Genomic DNA, 16,799 nt, shown 5'->3' with positions numbered 1-16,799 from the left:
TCATAGATTCAAAGGTTGGACGTTTAACGCCAACTAGACGTTTAAAATGATTATCGCTGAGTTTGCTGAGGGATTCATAGTTCATGACTATAGTATAACAAATTTTTTTATTTTTGGGAGAAGTCTATTAAAGAAAATAAAATTACTTTTGATACATAAAAGAAACTTTGGAATATTATGGCGTAAGCTAAGAAAATATTTCTTTCGTTATGAATAAAAAGAAATTTATTAGTGTGGAAATGGCGCTTAAATCTGTTCAAAAATTTGAATGGGCGACTGCTTAAAAAAAGAATCTTATTGTAAACTTCCATACAAAAAAGCGCAAACCAAATGTGAATCTGGATTTACGCTTGAGCTTTTCAATTAAGTTAATTATAACAGATTTTTAAAATTTGTGTAAGGGTTTTAATCGAAATAGTCGACTTCGATTGTTTCTTCGATGTGTTTATCATCGTCGATTTCGATAACAATTTCCTTGACTTTATGGTCGTGGACAACGTTGAATGAGACGATTAAACCGATAAGGGTCAAGCCTAAAATGAAAGCAAAACCAAGATGTGATGTTAAGATAAAATCATTTTTGGACAATTCTGAAACGGTTTTGCCGTGAGCGCCAAATACCAAGAAACTGGTCGCAATCGCTGTCGCAAGAGCAGCACCAATCTGCTGTAAGGTGTTCATAATAGCGCTACCGTCAGCCGCAATCGGACCGTGTAAACTGTTCAAAGCATACATTTGTGCGGGCGAAACGATAAGTGGAATACCGATCATCATGATAATATGAGCTGCTAACACGTAAAAAAGGCTGGGAGTGGGAGGTGTCAGCACCAACATCACAGCACCGATAGCGGTAATGACAAAGCCGATACGGACAAGTAGATGAGCGCCATGTTTATCAAAAAGTCGTCCTGCAAGAATGGAGAGTGCTGCATTGACAAGACCAGCAGGCAGCATAATCAATCCAGTTTGTTCAGCAGCCAAACCAAGGCCTTGTTGCCAGAGCATGGGAATCAGATACATAGATGAGAGAATAATGGCAAATGTTATCACAATCAGAAATGTACCAATGGCAAAAGCAGAAGTTGTAAAAGTGTGGATATTGAGAATAGGGCTGTCCAGTTTGAGTTGGCGTTTGCAAAAGGCGATGACTGCGATAAGACCAACAAGTAGACAAATCATAACGATAGGGGCCCCCCATCCTTGTTCGCTTGCAAAACTAGCACCGAAAACGAGTCCGCCAAAACCGAGGATTGATAGGATAATCGACATGAAATCAATCTGCGGTTTTGTGACTTCTGAAACATTTTCCAAGAATTTTAGGGCGATAAAAAAGGCGATAAGTAAAACAGGGATAAAGACCCAAAAAATAAAGCGCCAGCCTAATGTGGCGACTAAAATACCTGATAATGTTGGCCCGACAGCGGGTGCAAACATGATAACGAGTCCGACTAAGCCCATCGCGGCACCGCGTTTTTCGGGTGGATAGATAGCAAGGAGGACAACGAAGTTGAGCGGTAAACTAATGCCGACAGCAATACCTTGAATCAAGCGACCTGTTAATAGCAAGCCGAAAGTCGGTGCAAGTGCTGAAATGAGTGCGCCAATGATGAAAAGAAACATGGCAGAAAAAGTAAGTGTACGTGTCGTGAAAAGTTTGGTCAAAAGTCCTGATAAGGGCAATGTGATGCCAATCATGAGGAGATAACCTGTGAACAAGAGTTGAAATGTTCCCGTGTCAATTTGGAAATCGCTCATGATTTGAGCAACGGCAACGTTGAGTGCTGTTTCTGAAAACATGCCGACGAAGCCTACAATGAGGAGGCCGAGCATGATTTTCATCTGGTGATTTTTGTGGTATTTTTCAGTCATTTTTATCCTTTCTGAAAAAGGGTATATGGCTTATGTGGCATGATACCTAGTTTTATACTGAGTCACTTTAAAAATCAGTATAAGGGCAACTTTCTTAGTGTAACAGAAATAAAAATTTTTCGTAAGTGATTTTTTGATGAAAACGTTTTTATAAAAATTTGACTAGCGAAAGATTCAAAAAAATGCTATAATATAGTTAATTACCGCGTATAATTAATCAGCGTAAGTCCCTAGGGATTTGTGCTATTTTTTTGTGGTAAAAATAAGAAAAGAGGATTTTTATCTTGGAATTTCACATGAAACTGCCCCGCAACGGCAAAGAGTTTGCACTATTTTTAGCGATTGTTTCGATTTTGTCGGTCAATATTATTGCGCCATTGATTACTTGTTTTGAGATTGGGTTTAGTCTCCAAACTTGGAAAAATACACTTGCTATTTTGCCTTTTATTTGGGTTGCTGTCGTTATTTTTGTTTTGTTGACGAATGCTCCCGCCTCAAAATTGGCGAAGAAAATTGTGCATGAAAAAGACAGCTTTAATTCACAAATTACGGTTAATATTTTGGTCAATGTGCTGATGATGTCAATTTTACTGACTGTTGTCGCAACATGGATAGGCACGAAATCTTTTACATTGGAGCCAGTACAGAACTTCTTTTATCGTTGGCCTAGAAATTTTGCTATTTCTTTATTTGTTGAGATGATTATTGCCCAGCCCATTGCCCGTTTTGTTTTACATAAAATGCACATTAAATTGGATGCGAAAGCTTGATTTGAGTTAAGAAAAAAGGATGAATTATCCTTTTTTCTTATCACTCACGACTGTTTCAACGCTATAACGTCCCCAATTTGAAATTCTTTCGATAAATTTTGATAGATTTTCAGTTGTAAAATGTGCGATAACTATGTAACAGGCTTGTCCTGAGATTTTGTAAAAGTCATCAATTTCTTCAAAAGTGTTGACAACATTTTCAAATTCGTTGAAGCGATTATTTGCCATAAAAATGCGGATGAATTGTTTGTTAGGATGTTTGATTGAAATCGTGTAATTTTCGATAATGCTCTCATCGAGCATTTTTCTGATGCGTAAACCGACTGCTTGACCAGTCATGTGAATTTGCTCGCCAATCGCTTTATTTGTTAGGCGAGAATCACGTTGTAATAATCTTAGAATTTTCTTATCAATTTTATCCAAAATAAATCCTTTCATTGTGAAAGTCTGAGTAACAGAATCCTTTCATGAAACTCTGTACAGCAATCGTTAAATCTATTATACTTGATTAGATAGAAAAGAGGTAGTGATGAAACAAGCGCTTTTAGTGATTGATGTGCAAAATGATTATTTTATGGGTGGAAAATTCCCCTTGGTTGGTGCTGACGTGGCGCTTGGAAATGTCGTTCTTTTGATTGAGAGGTTTCGAGTTACACATCAGCCAATCATTTATATTCAGCATATCAAATATGGTAAAAATGCCGATTTTTTTGGTAAAGGGACGACGGGTGCAGAGCTTCATGCTGCTTTAAAAGTTGATAACAAAACAATTGTTGTTAGAAAGTGTTTTCCAAACAGTTTTTTAGGAACGAGACTCAAGAAAAAGCTACACATGCTTGGCATTGAACAGCTCGTTATTTGTGGTATGATGACACATAAGTGTATCGCTGCAACAACGCCTGTGGCTGCAAAGTTGGGCTATCAACCGATTCTTATTCATGACGCAACAGCAACAAGAGATTTGGAAATTGATGGCAAAATAAAGTCGGCAACTCAGATTCAGCAAAGTGTTATTAAGACCTTGGCGAATGTTGCAGAGATTAAGTCAACACAAACTTTTTTACATAATTTAAACTAATTTAAGTGAATAAATCAAGAGGGAAATGATATTAAAAAATTTTCAACAAATAACTTGCTAAATGCAAACGAATAAGGTATAATTAAATGGTTGTTGTAAAACAACTAAACCACATTTTGACAGGATTGTATCGTAGTGCTAGCAATAGTTGCGGTACAAGTTGAGGGTCGAGAGAGGCAAAAACTATTTTAAAAGGAGACTAGCTCATGGCAGTCATTTCAATGAAACAACTACTCGAAGCGGGTGTTCACTTCGGTCACCAAACACGCCGTTGGAATCCAAAAATGAAACCGTTCATCTTTACAGAACGTAACGGTATTCATGTTATTGATTTGCAAAAAACAGTTAAAATGGCAGATGATGCTTACAATTATGTACGTGATGCTGCTGCAAACGGTGCAATCGTCCTCTTTGTTGGGACTAAAAAACAAGCCGCTGAAGCGGTTAAAGAAGAAGCGATTCGCTCAGGTCAATACTATATCAACCACCGTTGGTTGGGTGGCACGTTGACAAACTGGGGAACGATTCAAAAACGTATCGCGCGTTTGAAAGAAATCAACAAGATGGAAGAAAACGGTACTTTTGACGTTCTGCCTAAAAAAGAAGTGGTGCTTTTGAATAAGCAACGCGACCGTCTTGAAAAATTCTTGGGCGGGATTGCTGATATGCCACGTATTCCAGATGTTATCTATATCGTGGATCCACATAAAGAGCAAATTGCTGTTCAAGAAGCGAATAAACTCAACATTCCAATTGTTGCTATGGTTGACACAAATGCAGATCCTGATCCGATTGACGTGATTATCCCAGCTAATGACGATGCAATTCGTGCCGTGAAACTCATCACTGGTAAGATTGCCGATGCCATTATCGAAGGTCGTCAAGGAGAGGATGCGGTTGAAGCTGAAGATGCAAATGCTGAAGTAGCAGCACCAGCAACTGAAGAATCAATCGAAGAATTGGTAGAAGTTGTTGAAGGTTCTGCTAATGCTTAAAATTTAGCTAGAATCAGCGAATAAGAAAAACAATCGAAAGAGGGCGAGGCCTACGCCTCAGTCCTCTTTTTCTAAATAAAAGGAGAAATATAATGGCAATTACTGCAGCTCAAGTAAAAGAATTGCGTGAAAAAACTGGCGCTGGTATCATGGATGCAAAAAAAGCGCTTGTTGAAGTTGATGGAAATATGGATCAAGCGATTGATTTGCTCCGTGAAAAAGGGATTGCGAAAGCTGCGAAAAAAGCTGATCGCGTTGCCGCTGAAGGCTTGACTGGTGTGTATGTTGATGGAAATGTTGCAGCGGTTGTTGAGGTCAACTCTGAAACTGACTTTGTTGCCAAAAACGATCAATTTGTCACATTGGTAAACGAAACAGCAGAATTGATTGCTAAAAACAAGCCTGCTAACACTGAAGAAGCGCTTGCTATCCAAACGGCAGCTGGTAAAACCTTGGCAGAGGCTTATGTTGAAGCAACGTCAACAATCGGTGAAAAAATCGCTTTCCGTCGTTTTGCTTTGCTTGAAAAAACTGATGACCAAAACTTTGGCGCTTACCAACATAATGGTGGACGTATCGGCGTTTTGACGGTTCTTGATGGCGGCGATGAAGCACTTCCAAAAGCAGTTGCTATGCACGTTGCAGCGATGAGCCCTAGCGTTTTGGCTGCTGATGAACTTGACCACGATTTTGTTATCAGCGAAACGACTGCTTTGATTTCACGTATTGAGATTGAAAATGAAGACCGCAAACGTACTGGTAAAGCTTTCTTGACAGTGCCACGTTTTGGCTCAGCTTCGCAATTAACGGACGATGTTTTGGCTGAAGTTGAAGCAGCATTCAAAGAAGAACTCAAGGCTGAGGGTAAACCAGAGAAAATTTGGGATAAAATCTTGCCTGGTAAATTGGCGAAATTCCGCATTGACAATACACAAATCGACCAAGAAAATGCTTTGTTGGCGCAACTTTACGTCATGGATGATAGCAAAACTGTTGAAAAATTCCTTGAGTCTAAAAACGCTAAAGTGGTAACTTTTGTTCGTTTTGAAGTTGGCGAAGGTATCGAAAAAGCTGCCAATAACTTTGAGGCTGAAGTGCAAGCAACGATGGCTGCGGCACTTGAAAATTAAAAATTATAAAAAAAGAACACAGAAAATACATCGAATTTCAACTTTCGGTGTATTTTTTTGCCTAAATATGGTATAATGAAACACGTAATTTGCAAATTCGTTTACACGATTTTGGATAGATTTTAATCAAGAATACAAACCCCTTATGGAGAGTAAAAATAATGCCTAAAAGTATCATTATCGTAATAGCAATACTGCTCGCAATCATCGTCATTTTTTACATTTTTGCGATGATTTCGCGTAAAAAAATAGAAGATCGGATTATTTCGCTTGAGGAGCGTAAGGAAGATTTATTTGATTTACCAGTGCAAGAAGAAATTGAGGCTGTCAAAAAACTTCATCTGGTTGGGCAAAGTCAGACGATTTTCCGTGAATGGAATCAAAAATGGGTTGATTTATCGTCAAATTCTTTTGCGGATTTGGAGGATCATATTTTTGAAGCTGAGCAACTCAATGATTCTTTTCATTTTGTGCGTGCTAAGGAATCTGTCGCAACTTCTGAAACTCAAATTGAGTTGATGGAGGAGGATGTTGAGGCTATCCGTGAGGGGATTGCCGAGCTGACCAAGCAAGAAACGATAAATTCCTCAAAGATTCAAGATTCTCTTGATTTGTATGAGATTTTGCGTGCTGAAATCACGGATAATGCTGAAAGTTATGGTGTTGCGCTTGCTGAGCTTGAAGCACAACTTGATAATATCGAAACGGAATTTTCGCAATTTGTTCAGTTGAACTCGACAGGCGATCCGATTGAGGCGTCAGAAGTTTTGGAAACAGCAGAGGAGCATACGATTGCCTTAGGAGCAATTGCTGAGCGGATTCCAGGCTTGATTGATGAATTAAATGAGAAATATCCGAAACAATTGGATGAGCTAGAAGAAGGGTATCAACAGCTTTTGGCGCAGGATTTCAAATTGCCTGAATCTGTCAGAGTTGAGGAACGTTTGCAAGAAGTACGCGATGACTTGAAACAAACGTCACTTTATATCGAAAACTTTGAGCTTGATCGTGCTGATGAGCAGTTGGAGAAAATTCAATTGATTCTTGACGGCTTGTATGATGTTTTCCAAAATGAGTACAAGGCGCGTCACGATGTTGCCAAAAATTCAGGCATTATCAAAGAATATATCACGCATACACGTGTCAATAACAAAAATCTTTTGTTAGAAATTGACCACGTGTCGCAGGCTTATGTTTTGACTGGCAATGAAATGGGCTTGATTCGTGGTTACCAAGAGCAATTGGAACATCTTGAAGTTGGTTCAGAAGAGCTGCTTGAAGTGATTCAAGAAAATGCGCAACCTTATAGTGTGCTAAATAAAGAAGTCGAGACGATTATTGGCACGCTTGATGAGATTGAAAAGAATCAACTGCAAATTAGCAACGGTTTGCAAGATTTGCGTAAGCAAGAGAAAAATGCGCAAGATATGGCGGATCAATTTGACCGTGAACTTAGGATACTCAAACGTTACGTTGAAAAACGCAATCTGCCTGGCTTGCCACAAGCCTATTTGGATAAATTTTTCAATACGTCTGAACGCGTGCAGAACTTGTTTAAGGAATTGAACAAGGTTAAAATCAATATTGACGGTGTGAACCATTTGGTCGATGTCACGTCGGAAGACTTGGTGTCGCTTAAGGATGTGACCGATGAATTGGTTGACAAGGCGCGTATCGCTGAGGACTTGATGCAGTATGCGAATCGCTATAAGACAACAAATGAAAATGTTGCTAAGAGTATTGCGCGTGCCTATCAATTATTTGAACGTGATCGCAATTATACTGCCTCATTTGATGAAATTTCATCTGCCTTGGAGGCGGTTGAACCTGGCGCAAGTGAGCGTATTGCAAAGGTTTACCACAATAACAAAGTGATACCGGATTATCGCTACTAAATTATAATAAAAGCTCGTTTAAGCGGGCTTTTGTACTTAAATCAACTAAAAGGATAACGTACTTTTGAGTTATTTTTCGTTAGTTCAGCTAACTAAGCCACGTTGCGACACAAAGAGAGGTGAAAGATGCCCTCAGTCAAACGATGAAATGACGGAAAATAATCAAAAGTGTTAGCCTTTTTTTGAATAAATGAGTATATCATGGTGGAAATTTAAGAAAGGTATGATGATGACAACTGATTTTAAGAAACAAAGTTTGGCTGAAAAAGTCAATATTTTACGTGCGGGCGTTTTAGGGGCAAATGACGGTATTATCTCAGTTGCGGGTGTCGTGATTGGTGTGGCAACGGCGACTGATAAATTATGGGTGATTTTGCTATCAGGTATTTCAGCTGTGCTTGCGGGAGCATTTTCCATGGCGGGTGGCGAATATGTTTCGGTCAGTACCCAACGTGATGCTGAAATTGCAGTTGTTGACCACGAACAAGCGCAGACTGACTTGGTAGGCGAAGCGTTTGCTGATTTTATTCGTGAAAAATACAGCGTCGAAGTCGGACAATATACCAATCCTTGGCATGCGGCAGCTTCAAGTTTTATTTCCTTTACGATTGGTGCTTTGTTTCCAATGCTATCTGTTGTTTTATTTCCGAGCAGTGTTCGCGTTATTGCAACCGTTTTGATTGTTATCGTGGCGCTCTTTATCACAGGTCTGACGAGTGCGCGTTTGGGCGATTCGCCTGAGCGCCCTGCAATTATCCGAAATATCGTGGTGGGTTCTTTGACCATGCTTGTTACTTTTGTTATTGGTAAAGCGTTTTAAGAAAATGACAAAAAAATTTTGAAATATGATATAATTAAGACACATAACTTTAGAGATTAAGAAAGAGGCTTTCCATGACAAAAGGTATTATTTTAGCAGGTGGTTCGGGTACGCGTTTGTATCCTTTGACGCGCGCTGCGTCTAAGCAATTGATGCCGATTTACGATAAACCGATGATTTACTATCCGCTTTCAACCTTGATGCTTGCGGGAATTAAGGATATTTTGATTATTTCAACACCGCAAGATTTGCCACGTTTTGAGGAGCTTTTGGGCGACGGTAAGGAGTTTGGCATTACGCTGAGTTATGCGGTGCAACCGAGTCCTGATGGCCTAGCGCAAGCCTTTATCATAGGTGCTGATTTCATTGGCGATGATAATGTGGCGCTCATCCTTGGCGACAATATCTACTACGGTCCTGGCATGTCCTCTATGCTGGCGCGTGCGGCGGCTAAAACTAAAGGTGCGACGGTTTTTGGCTATCAAGTGAAAGACCCTGAGCGTTTTGGTGTTGTTGAATTTGACAAGGATATGCGTGCCGTTTCTGTTGAAGAAAAGCCAGAAAATCCGAAATCTAACTATGCGATTACGGGGCTGTATTTTTATGATAATGATGTGGTTGAGATTGCCAAAAATATCAAACCGTCACCACGTGGCGAGCTTGAAATTACAGATGTCAACGCTGAATACCTTAAACGTGGCGACTTGGATGTTGAACTGATGGGACGTGGCTTTGCGTGGTTAGATACAGGCACGCACGAATCATTGCTTGAGGCGGCGCAATACATCGAAACCGTCCAACGTATGCAAAATGTGCAAGTGGCGAATTTGGAAGAAATTGCCTATCGTAAGGGTTACATCACACGCGAACAGGTCATTGAACTAGCGCAACCGCTCAAAAAAAATGAATACGGACAATATCTCTTGCGACTTGTGGAGGCAGACTAAATGACGACTGATAATTTTTTTGAAAAAACGCTTGCTGTGCGTGAAATCGCTGAAATTCCAGGCATGTTAGAATTTGACCTCCCAGTTCATGGCGACAATCGTGGCTGGTTCAAGGAAAATTTTCAAAAGGAAAAAATGGTGCCGTTAGGCTTTCCAGAAAGCTTTTTCGCTGAGGGCAAGTTGCAAAATAACGTCTCATTTTCACGGAAAAACGTTTTGCGCGGCTTGCACGCTGAGCCTTGGGACAAATATATCTCAGTTGCAGACAATGGTCGTGTGCTTGGTGCATGGGTTGATTTGCGTGAGGGCGCAAGCTTTGGTCACGTGTATCAAACGGTCATTGATGCCAGTAAAGGCATTTTCGTCCCACGTGGTGTGGCAAATGGTTTCCAAGTTTTGAGTGATTTTGTGTCTTACAGCTATCTGGTCAATGATTATTGGGCGCTTGAACTCAAACCCAAGTACGCCTTTGTCAACTACGCAGACCCAGCACTTGGCATTGACTGGGAAGATGTCGTCAATGCTGAGGTAAGTGCGGCAGATGAGGGACACCCCCTGCTTGAAGATGTGACGGCGTTTACGAGAGAGATGGTATGAAGTATGGTTTTTTGGGATAAATTTAAGAAAAATAAGACAACTGATATAGCTGAAAAAAGCAAGATTCAAAACTTTTTCAATTTTCCTCGTAATGCTGAGGGCATTCAGAAAATTGTGGCATGGCTAAAAAATGCAGACGAGATTATCTTGGAAAATGATAGTTCTGGCAACGTGGCTATTAGACATTATCAAGATAAAGATTATCTGATAGCTTATACTAATACTTCTCAGCGTAGAGGTGGCTGGGAAAAGAAAGAAAAATTTTCTAGTGTCAAGTTTGAAGACTTTTCAAATATCTTTGAGCATTATCCACAAGCTCAAGCACTTTGGCTCAATCCAGATTCCGACTCGGTTTTGATTAATCGTTTAACTTTTTCTTCTGAAAGAGTGATGACTGAAGATACCACAGTTAAAATTGCTAAGCCTAAGGTAATACCAGCTGATTTGATAGAAATTTTAGTTGATTTTGCCTCAAAAACTGATACTATTGAAAAAATTTATCTGGCATTGATGAACAAAGACGATGAATTTAGCTATGTCGTTTCTTTTGAACAAAAGTCAACTTCTAATATTCAAGAGATAAATGCTCAAATTAGTGAGCAATTGGCGCAGCTCTATCAAAAGAAAAGTGATGAGACGCTTTTTCCAGTTTATTTTGTTAATGAAACGACACTTTCCCTTGAAGAAGATGAGTATTTGATTTATGAAAAATAGCGAATGAGTGTTGTCGTTGCTTGATGAGGCTGACGGCAGGTTTGTTGTGATTGGAGATGCATGAACGAAAAAATTGATTTTAACGATTGTCAAATAGAACAACTTTTCGGAACCTTAGCAGCAGAAGATGATGAAGTTGGAAAATTTGAATCTTATTTTTTGAAAACTGATGTTTATAATCAAATACATAATGACATGAAATTGAGAATCCTTGTTGCTCAAAAGGGGGTTGGTAAGTCAGCTGTATTTAAAAAATCGTTTTTAGAAGATGAAAAAGAATGTCAACTTAGCCTATGGGTTAGACCGGATGACATTGCTGATATTGCTAAGACCTCGAATAAAAAAGATACGTTAGAATTAATTAAGTTGTGGAAACAAGGGCTTGATGAACTCATAATTAGAAAAGTATTGGGAAATTTTGATTTAGACTTTGAAAATGCCAACGTGAACTCGTTAGCAAAAAAGAGTGTAAAAATAGCACAAAAAATAGCTGACATACTAAAAGCAGTAAAAGATAGAGTAGATATTGATGAGGTAAAAAAAGAAATTGCTAATACCTATCTGAAATCTAGTTCTGTAAAAGTGAAAATTTATATTGATGATTTGGATAGAGCATGGGAAGGTTCTCGTGAAAATGTTGCTAGGATTTCCGCATTGCTGAATGCAGTGAGAGATATGAGTAATGAATCACAAAACTTGGCTTTTAGGGTAAGCTTGAGATCAGATGTTTTTTCACTAGTTCAAGTAGCAGACGAATCAATGGATAAGATAGGGACTAATGTTATCTGGTTAGGTTGGACACAACATGAATTGCTCGCAATGTTAGTTAAAAGAGTTCAGCTCTATTTTGGTAATACTATCCCAGAAGAAAAACTGTTAGCTATGCACCAAGATGAAATGACAGAGTATCTGGAAAAAATAATGGAACTGAGATTTAAAGGCAGTGGGAAATGGCATAATGAACCCATTAGGAGAATTTTATTAACTTTGATTAGAAAACGTCCTAGGGATTTGATTAATTTGTGTACTTATGGAGCACGAACAGCAAACAAGCAAAAACACAAAGTGATTATGACTGAGGATTGGGAAGAGAATTTTGAAAAATACTCTCAAGATCGTTTCAAAGATACAATTAATGAGCATAAGTATGAACTTAAAAATATAGAGAAACTTATGTTGGGTATGAAACCTACTACTTCAGAAATAGATAAGCGTAGAACAGGAAAATTGTTTGTTTACAGTAAAGAGAAATTGATGACAAAAATGAATAACATTATTTCTAGTGGAGATTATAGATTTTCCTATAAGTCTGAAAAAGCGACTGCAGATGAGTTAATTGGTTTTCTGTATAAAATTAATTTTATCATCGCACGAAAAGTTCTTGAAAATGGTTATATTGATAGAAAATATCATGAAGAGAATAACTATCTGGTTGGTATTAGTGGTATAGATTATGGCTATGAGTGGGAAATTCATCCAGCTTTCAGAAAAGTGTTGTATCCAAGACAAAAAAATATTTTTGATTTGATTGATGTTTCAGAGTAAAATATTGTACTATATATTTTATATTTTCTCCCAATTAAAAGTATAAAGAAAGGCTTGTAATAAAATTATGAAAAAAATAATCGTAACAGGTGGCGCGGGCTTTATCGGCTCGAATTTCGTGCATTATGTGTACAATAACCACCCAGAAATTGAGAAAATTATCGTGCTTGATAAGCTGACTTATGCGGGGAATAAAGCGAATATTGCTGAGATTCTTGGCGATCGTGTTGAGCTTGTTGTTGGCGATATTGCAGATGCGAACCTTGTTGATGAGCTTGCAAGCCAAGTTGATGCGATTGTCCATTATGCTGCTGAGTCGCACAATGATAACTCGCTCAAATCGCAAGATGAGTTCATTCACACCAACTTTATCGGTACTTACACGCTGATTCAGGCGGCGCGCAAGCATGATTTGCGTTTCCACCATGTGTCAACGGACGAAGTTTACGGCGATTTGCCTTATCGTGAAGATTTGCCGGGACATGGGGAAGGTGCGGGCGAGAAATTCACTGACCACACCCCTTACAATCCTAGCTCGCCATACTCATCGACTAAGGCTGCGAGTGATTTGATTGTTCGCGCTTGGGTACGGTCGTTTGGGTTGAAAGCAACCATTTCCAACTGTTCAAACAACTATGGCCCGTATCAGCATATTGAGAAGTTCATTCCGCGCCAAATTACGAATATCTTGGCAGGTATTCGCCCGAAACTTTACGGCGATGGCAAAAATGTGCGTGACTGGATCCATACGGAAGACCATTCATCTGGCGTGTGGGCGATTCTGACAAAAGGAAAAATGGGCGAGACTTACCTCATCGGTGCTGACGGCGAGAAAAATAACAAGGAAGTCCTTGAAGAAATTCTCACGGAAATGGGGCAAGACAAGACGGCTTATGATCGTGTGACTGATCGTGCGGGACATGATTTGCGTTACGCTATTGACAATACAAAACTGCGCGCTGAGCTTGGTTGGGCGCCGAAACACACGGATTTTGAGTCTGGCTTGAAAGAGACAATCAAATGGTACACGGACAACGATTCATGGTGGCAAGCTGAAAAAGCGGCGGTTGAGGCGAAATATGCTGAGACACAAAAGGTGGTAAACAAATGATTTTAATTACTGGGGCAAATGGTCAACTGGGGACGGAATTGCGTTATTTGCTTGATGAACGTGATGAGGACTACGTCGCTACTGATGTGGCGCAGCTTGACATCACGGACGCTTGTCAGGTCAATGCTGTGTTTGCTGAGGTAAAGCCGACTTTAGTTTACCATTGCGCAGCTTATACAGCGGTTGATAAGGCTGAGGACGAGGGAAAGGCGCTCAACTATGCGATCAATGTGACGGGGACGGAGAATGTTGCTAAGGCGGCAGCGACGCATGATGCGACCTTGGTTTATCTTTCAACGGACTATGTGTTTGACGGCGAAAAGCCTGTTGGGCAAGAGTGGGAAGTGACTGATGTGCCAGATCCGAAAACGGAATATGGTCGTACCAAATATCTTGGTGAGCAGGCTGTTGAAACGTATGCGAAGAAATTTTATACGATTCGCACGGCTTGGGTTTTTGGCAATTATGGGGCGAATTTTGTCTTTACGATGCAAAATCTTGCGAAAAATCATCAAACTTTAACTGTGGTAAATGATCAACATGGTCGACCAACATGGACGCGCACGCTTGCGGAGTTTATGACTTTCTTAGCTGAAAATCAAAAAGAGTTTGGCTATTATCATTTGTCAAATGAGGCGGCCGAAGATGTGACGTGGTATGACTTTGCTAAGGAAATTTTGAAGGACACGGATGTTAAAATCACGCCTGTTTCGTCAAGTCAATTTCCAGCTAAGGCGAAACGACCGCTGAACTCAACGATGAGTTTGGCAAAGGCAAAGGCGACTGGCTTTGTGATTCCGACTTGGCAAGAGGCACTGAAAGAATTTTACAAACAAGAAAAAACCGCTATATAAAAGCGATAGTGAGGAAGACAATGAAATTAAAAGAATTGTTAAACTGATTGTCTGTATCGCATTGTTCGGTATTGGTTTTGTTTTACTGCATCGGTTTGAGACAGCTTATCCGCTATTTAAATTAAACTGTCAAGCCCGGGTGTTGGATGCTTAGCGGTTTTATCGCTTAACCGTTGGCTAGAATTGACGAATCTAGCTCAAAAGTTGCGTTTCGTTTTTGTAGCGAATCGAGTATTAATATTAAAATCTCGTCATTCATTTGGCGAGATTTTGATTAGCGCTAAAATTTATGCTTGTAAAAAAGCAGTAATATGACAAGTTAGCTGAAATGTGCTATAATAGTAAAGAATATCGTGAGAAATTAGGTGAGACATGCAACACGTATTTATTATCGGCTCGCGTGGCTTACCCGCCAAGTACGGGGGGTTTGAGACTTTTGTCAATGAGCTTGTTAGCAATCAAAAATCAAATCGGGTCAAATACCATGTTGCTAATCTCTCAGATAGCGTTAGTGGTAGGCATTTTACGTATAAAACGGCGGACGTTTTCGATATTAAAGCTAGAAATTTTGGGTCGGCGAATGTGATTTTTTATGACCGAGATGCGATCAATTATTGTTTAGAGTATATTAAAAAAACGAAGATCGAGAAACCTATATTTTATATTTTAGGGAATACTTTGGGTGCTTTTATTGTGCGTTATGCAGCGAAAATTCACAAAATTGGTGGAAAGATATATGTTAATCCTGACGGTTTGGAGTGGCGGCGGAGCAAGTGGATTAAGCCGATTCAAATGTATCTCAAATATTCTGAGAAGAAAATGGCTGAGACGGCTGACTTGATTATTTCAGATAATCAGGGAATTGAAGATTATCTAAAAGCTGAGTATGAAAATGTGAGGTCAACGGTCATTGCCTATGGAACGAATGTTGTTGTAGCACCTGATGAGGCCGTTGATATGACTTGGTTTGAGGCGCATGATGTCAAGTTGAAGAATTACTATCTTGTCGTTGGGCGTTTTGTGCCTGAAAATAACTATGAGGCGATTATTCGTAACTTTATGGCTTCGGATACAGCGCGTGATTTGGTACTTATTACCGATTATGAGGGGAATAAATATTTCGAGAAATTACGTAGGTTGACGAGGTTTGACACGGATAAGCGGATTAAATTTGTTGGCACGGTTTATGATAAGGCTAAACTTGTTGCGATTCGCCAGAACGCTTTTGCTTATATCCATGGGCATGCTGTTGGCGGAACCAACCCTGGCTTACTTGAAGCAATGAGTGCAACTGATTTAAATCTCGTTTTTGATGTGAATTTTAATCATAACGTTGCGCTTGATTCAGCACTTTTTTGGCAGTTGGACAATTTGTCAGAACTGATGACACAAGCAGAAAAACTTGAAAAATCAGAAGTTGCTACTTTAGCAAAAAAAGCGCGAACAATTATTGCTAAAAAGTATACTTGGGCGTATGTTGTGGCACAATACGAAGGATTATTTTTGAATGAAAGTTAATATTATCCTATCGACTTATAATGGCGAACGATTCTTAGCTGAGCAGATTGAAAGTATTCAAAATCAAACTTTTCAAGCGTGGCAGTTGCTGATTCGTGATGATGGCTCGACTGACGATACGCTTAAGATTATCAAGGCATTTGCTAGAGATGATGCACGCATTCACTTTATTAACGAAACTGAACGTATAAATCTTGGTGTGATTAAAAGTTTTTTCACGCTAATCAAGTCAGAAACCGCAGATGTTTATTTTTTCAGCGATCAAGATGATGTTTGGTTACCTGATAAATTGGCAACGATGCTTGAGGAAACTCAAAAGCATGACCAAACGAAGCCGCTTATGGTTTATATGGATTTATCAGTCGTTGACCAAAATCTAAATATCCTGACGCCATCAATGATTCGCACCCAAAGTCATCATGCCAATACAACCTTGCTGCCAGAACTCACTGAAAATACAGTGACTGGTGGCGTGTCGATGATCAATCATGCGCTTGCTGAAAAATGGTTGAGTACAGACGATATTATCATGCACGATTGGTACTTGGCGCTACTTGCAACGGCGACGGGCGAGTTGGTCTATATTGATCGAGTTGGTGAGCTTTATCGGCAGCATGAGAATAATGTTTTGGGAGCTCGGACTGTTGGGAAACGATTTGAACTCTTACATCAAGGTCCGAAAAAAATTTTTATGAGATATTGGCAATTAATTCATGATTCGCAAGCACAAGCCTTGAAAATTGTGAATCAGGCGGTAGATGATGTTTCAATAGAAAAGATTGAACTCATCAGAAAATTTGTTGATATTGATCAACAAAATATTTTTGAACGTGTACGTCGTTTATTGAAATATAAGTATACGAAAAATCAGCTTAAACATCAGATTGTTTTTAAATTACTGATTTTAACGAACATTTTTAATAATAATTCACATACTTGAAAAAGTTATGAAAAAT

General features: G+C 39.3%; 16 protein-coding genes. 14 read left to right on the top strand and 2 right to left on the bottom strand.

Features of this window, described 5'->3' with window-relative positions; genetic code table 11:
• Positions 1-405: 405 nt before the first annotated feature.
• Positions 406-1,869 carry a DHA2 family efflux MFS transporter permease subunit gene (locus Hs30E_RS05035; protein ID WP_228461994.1) on the bottom strand — a complete coding sequence of 488 codons (1,464 nt, stop codon included), beginning with the start codon at positions 1,867-1,869 and terminating at the stop codon, positions 406-408.
• Positions 1,870-2,165: 296 nt separating this feature from the next.
• On the opposite strand from Hs30E_RS05035, the gene Hs30E_RS05030 reads away from it, so the two are divergent.
• The gene (locus tag Hs30E_RS05030) at positions 2,166-2,639 is read left to right on the top strand and encodes a DUF2798 domain-containing protein (protein WP_228461993.1); all 474 of its coding nucleotides are present in this window, start codon (positions 2,166-2,168) and stop codon (positions 2,637-2,639) included.
• 24 nt (positions 2,640-2,663) lie between these two features.
• Here Hs30E_RS05030 and Hs30E_RS05025 read toward each other — a convergent pair whose 3' ends face one another.
• Positions 2,664-3,077, bottom strand: coding sequence for an Lrp/AsnC family transcriptional regulator (locus Hs30E_RS05025; RefSeq protein WP_172208491.1), 414 nt, complete (start codon positions 3,075-3,077; stop codon positions 2,664-2,666).
• Positions 3,078-3,168: 91 nt separating this feature from the next.
• Here Hs30E_RS05025 and Hs30E_RS05020 point away from each other — a divergent pair, with 91 nt between their 5' ends.
• The 13 genes from Hs30E_RS05020 (at position 3,169) to Hs30E_RS04960 (ending at position 16,783) form a co-directional block, all read left to right on the top strand.
• Positions 3,169-3,717: a cysteine hydrolase family protein gene (locus Hs30E_RS05020; RefSeq protein WP_228461992.1), complete on the top strand. Its 549-nt coding sequence runs from the start codon at positions 3,169-3,171 to the stop codon at positions 3,715-3,717.
• Between the two features lie 206 nt (positions 3,718-3,923).
• A complete protein-coding gene (gene rpsB / locus Hs30E_RS05015; RefSeq protein ID WP_172208487.1) occupies positions 3,924-4,712 on the top strand; it encodes a 30S ribosomal protein S2 in 789 nt (262 codons plus the stop codon).
• 89 nt (positions 4,713-4,801) lie between these two features.
• Positions 4,802-5,842, top strand: coding sequence for a translation elongation factor Ts (tsf, locus tag Hs30E_RS05010; protein WP_172208496.1), 1,041 nt, complete (start codon positions 4,802-4,804; stop codon positions 5,840-5,842).
• 161 nt (positions 5,843-6,003) lie between these two features.
• Entirely contained in the window at positions 6,004-7,737 is a 1,734-nt protein-coding gene (gene ezrA, locus Hs30E_RS05005) for a septation ring formation regulator EzrA (RefSeq protein ID WP_172208485.1), read from the top strand.
• 229 nt (positions 7,738-7,966) lie between these two features.
• A complete protein-coding gene (locus Hs30E_RS05000) occupies positions 7,967-8,557 on the top strand; it encodes a VIT1/CCC1 transporter family protein (RefSeq protein WP_172208494.1) in 591 nt (196 codons plus the stop codon).
• 74 nt (positions 8,558-8,631) lie between these two features.
• Positions 8,632-9,504: a glucose-1-phosphate thymidylyltransferase RfbA gene (rfbA, locus tag Hs30E_RS04995; RefSeq protein ID WP_172208483.1), complete on the top strand. Its 873-nt coding sequence runs from the start codon at positions 8,632-8,634 to the stop codon at positions 9,502-9,504.
• Positions 9,505-10,101: a dTDP-4-dehydrorhamnose 3,5-epimerase family protein gene (locus tag Hs30E_RS04990; RefSeq protein ID WP_172208481.1), complete on the top strand. Its 597-nt coding sequence runs from the start codon at positions 9,505-9,507 to the stop codon at positions 10,099-10,101. It abuts the gene before it with no gap.
• A 3-nt stretch (positions 10,102-10,104) separates the two neighbouring features.
• The gene (locus Hs30E_RS04985) at positions 10,105-10,815 is read left to right on the top strand and encodes an enhanced serine sensitivity protein SseB C-terminal domain-containing protein (RefSeq protein WP_172208479.1); all 711 of its coding nucleotides are present in this window, start codon (positions 10,105-10,107) and stop codon (positions 10,813-10,815) included.
• A 60-nt stretch (positions 10,816-10,875) separates the two neighbouring features.
• A complete protein-coding gene (locus tag Hs30E_RS04980; RefSeq protein ID WP_172208477.1) occupies positions 10,876-12,360 on the top strand; it encodes a P-loop ATPase, Sll1717 family in 1,485 nt (494 codons plus the stop codon).
• 67 nt (positions 12,361-12,427) lie between these two features.
• A complete protein-coding gene (gene rfbB / locus Hs30E_RS04975) occupies positions 12,428-13,471 on the top strand; it encodes a dTDP-glucose 4,6-dehydratase (RefSeq protein WP_172208475.1) in 1,044 nt (347 codons plus the stop codon).
• Complete coding sequence (gene rfbD, locus Hs30E_RS04970) at positions 13,468-14,325, top strand: dTDP-4-dehydrorhamnose reductase (RefSeq protein WP_172208473.1); 858 nt, start codon at positions 13,468-13,470, stop codon at positions 14,323-14,325. Before rfbB ends, rfbD begins: the two co-directional genes overlap by 4 nt.
• A 372-nt stretch (positions 14,326-14,697) precedes the next feature.
• Entirely contained in the window at positions 14,698-15,843 is a 1,146-nt protein-coding gene (gene cps2T, locus Hs30E_RS04965) for a beta 1-4 rhamnosyltransferase Cps2T (RefSeq protein WP_172208471.1), read from the top strand.
• Positions 15,833-16,783 (top strand): glycosyltransferase family 2 protein, encoded by a 951-nt coding sequence (locus tag Hs30E_RS04960; protein ID WP_172208469.1) that lies wholly within the window; start codon positions 15,833-15,835, stop codon positions 16,781-16,783. Before cps2T ends, Hs30E_RS04960 begins: the two co-directional genes overlap by 11 nt.
• The last annotated feature ends 16 nt before the right edge of the window (positions 16,784-16,799 follow it).

The organism is Pseudolactococcus hodotermopsidis, from assembly GCF_011170085.1.
GTDB classification, from domain to species: Bacteria; Bacillota; Bacilli; order Lactobacillales; family Streptococcaceae; genus Pseudolactococcus; species Pseudolactococcus hodotermopsidis.
This window is presented reverse-complemented; position numbering and strand designations above follow the sequence as displayed.